We start from the raw sequence: 2,123 nt of genomic DNA on the forward strand, positions 1-2,123 counted from the left end.
CTTCTTCTTCCATCGTAAATATCACTTTACTTCTAAAATCAATTGAATAGCTCATATAAATAATGTCATCAAAATTAAGTCGCTTAGCTATATATGGCATAAATTAATACAAATAACCCCTCATGAATGGGGTTATTTAGGGTTAAAAAAGGGTCGATACATAAAGCGCGGGAAAATAAATCCTTTATTTTATTAGCCATTACTAATCAGTGTTATGTCCTAGCAGCTGAAATACAATTATGCCAGTTTGATAACGACCATCCCGGTAATCAATAAAATAATACCGCCCCAACCTTTATAATTTAGTCGTTGATTAAACAAAATCCAACCGGCGGCAACCGTGGCTACAACTCCAAAAGCCCCCCAAAGTGCATAAGCAATCGAAAGTTCAATACCTTTCACCGCTACAGCTAATGTACTAAAAGCACCTAAAACGGCAATTAAAGATAATACACCTATCCACAGTCGCTTAAATCCATTTGATAACTTTAAAAAAATATTAGCCACTATTTCTAAAATAACGGCCAGAAATAGAAAGGCACCATGCCACCATATGATATTCCGCTAACATATTATGCCTCCTTAACAACTTTAGTCATTTTATTTAATGGCCTTTTTGGCGTAATTTTTTCCCTTTTTTATCGAATGTAGTGTGCTAGTTTTTTTAGCACTCGATTTTATTAGCGCTATACCCACAATAAGTAACGCTAATCCAATAAGTTTCATTGGTGGTAATGATTCATTAAATAACAAAACACTAAATGCTGTTATAAAAATTACCCCAATACCTTCTCAGAGAGCATAAGCTACTCCAAGAGCAACTTTTTTTACTGCCATTGCCAATAGTATATAAGATGAAGCAATCATAAAATACATTACCAATAAGCCAGTCATATCACCGATGACGCTAGAATACTTCATTGATAAAGTACAAATAGCCTCTGTGAAAATCGCTGATGCTAAAAGTATTCAATAAATCATTATATTCTCTTGTTATTGGCAATCATCAAAGGAACAGATAAATACCTAAATTAGTAATAACTAAGTGATGATTTAAATTAAAAGCCCATTTACGGAAAACCGATTAGCAACAGGAGACGCTACACTGCACCATAGCAGTGATGTTCAATAGAAATAATAGATATTTTTGATAAGAAGAGACGCTAGCCATGATATTTTATAGCGACAGAGCGACAGAGCGACAGAGCGACAGAGCGACAGAGCGACAGCGACACGACCAGGGCCGTGGCAAAACGAATCCCAATTCAATGCCAATTCCGCATGACCGTATGATATACTATCAATCAATCCTCACTATTGATAGTATAAATACAAAGCTATTTATATCATAACCATTGTATTTACTCAAATAATTATAATAAATTCCAGCTAAAATGCAAAAAGCTAGCAAAATAAGGGTAATAAACCTAAATACATTACCCTATTACGTAGACAAAAACTATTGGAACTCATTCCATGAACGACCATCTTTGGCGATCATCTCATCAGATGCCTCAGGTCCCCATGTACCCGCCTGATAAAGTTTAGGTGGCTGATCATCCTTTGCCCAAGCGTCCATAATAGAATCCACCCATTTCCAAGCTTCTTCTACTTCATCCCGACGGACAAACAGAGCTTGAATGCTACGCATAGCTTCTAGTAATAAACGTTCATATGCATCAGCCAAATGGATTTGATTAAATGTTTCAGAAAAACTCAGATCTAATTTTGTCGTCTGTAAATGATGTTTATGCTCAAGGCCCGGCGCTTTGTTTAAAATTTCAATATCAATTCCTTCATCAGGTTGTAATCGAATAGTTAATTTATTTTGTGGTAGATCCTGATAAGAATCAGAAAAAATATTTAATGCCGGTTTTTTAAAATAAACCACCACTTCAGAGCATTTTGCCGCTAATCGTTTGCCAGTTCTTAAATAAAATGGCACGCCAGCCCAACGCCAATCATCAATGTCAACTCGAATTGCCACAAAAGTTTCCGTTTTACTAGATTTATTAGCCCCTTCTTCCGCAAGATAGCCAGCCACTTTTTTGCCTTGAATAGAACCTGATGTATATTGACCTCGGACGGTTTTTTCACGTACATTACGATAATCAATCCGACGC

Annotated in this window: 2 protein-coding genes and 1 pseudogene; all 3 read right to left on the reverse strand. The window is 36.0% G+C overall.

What is annotated here, in order from left to right:
• Positions 1-237: 237 nt before the first annotated feature.
• Positions 238-558 carry a multidrug/spermidine efflux SMR transporter subunit MdtI gene (gene mdtI / locus ARSQ2_RS10970; RefSeq protein WP_181995315.1) on the reverse strand — a complete coding sequence of 107 codons (321 nt, stop codon included), beginning with the start codon at positions 556-558 and terminating at the stop codon, positions 238-240.
• A 42-nt stretch (positions 559-600) separates the two neighbouring features.
• Positions 601-969 (reverse strand): annotated as a pseudogene (gene mdtJ, locus ARSQ2_RS10975) (multidrug/spermidine efflux SMR transporter subunit MdtJ).
• A gap of 490 nt (positions 970-1,459) precedes the next feature.
• A partial coding sequence (locus ARSQ2_RS10980; RefSeq protein WP_476726908.1) for a glucose-6-phosphate dehydrogenase (NADP(+)) occupies positions 1,460-2,123 on the reverse strand: 664 nt, incomplete at its 5' end.

This window comes from Arsenophonus endosymbiont of Bemisia tabaci Q2 (assembly GCF_902713415.1).
Lineage (GTDB): Bacteria > Pseudomonadota > Gammaproteobacteria > Enterobacterales > Enterobacteriaceae > Arsenophonus.